General features: G+C 39.9%; 1 pseudogene. It reads right to left on the bottom strand.

Going from position 1 to position 516, the window contains the following annotated elements:
- Nucleotides 1-209: 209 nt before the first annotated feature.
- A pseudogene (locus J7R05_RS07730) lies at nucleotides 210-516 on the bottom strand (malate dehydrogenase); the annotation flags it as partial.

Genomic DNA, 516 nt, shown 5'->3' with positions numbered 1-516 from the left:
CAGGCAATTTCTGTGCCCACTTTTCAGCTTGCTCTACAGAATAAACAGCAACACCGTTTGCAATTGGCGCTCCATATTCATGAAGCAGACGTTTGGCCTGATATTCATGGATATTCATGCATTTGTCCTTTTCTTTTACAGATAACTTTACTATTAACCTTCAAATTCTATATAAACACTCTGTTTTAATGAACAGAATCTTGTTCAATTTATTTGAGACTAGGCACAAGTGCGATACAAGCTTCACAAAGCTTTTGCACAGAATTCACTGAACGCTCAAAAGCATTTCTTTCCTCTTTATCGAGATCAATTTCAATGACCCGCTCAACGCCACCTGCACCAAGCACAACGGGAACACCAACATATGTATCATTAACTCCGTATTCACCTGAAAGATAGGCAGCAACAGGAACAACACGCTTAGTATCCTTCAAATAGGCTTCAGCCATAGAAACAGCAGAAGCTGCTGGTGCGTAAAAAGCAGAACCTGTCTTCAACAAATTGATAATCTCTGCA

It is taken from the genome of Bartonella capreoli, assembly GCF_902813205.1.
Classification (GTDB): Bacteria; Pseudomonadota; Alphaproteobacteria; order Rhizobiales; family Rhizobiaceae; genus Bartonella; species Bartonella schoenbuchensis.
Note: the sequence above shows the minus strand (reverse complement) of the source record. Positions and strands in the feature narration are given on the sequence as shown.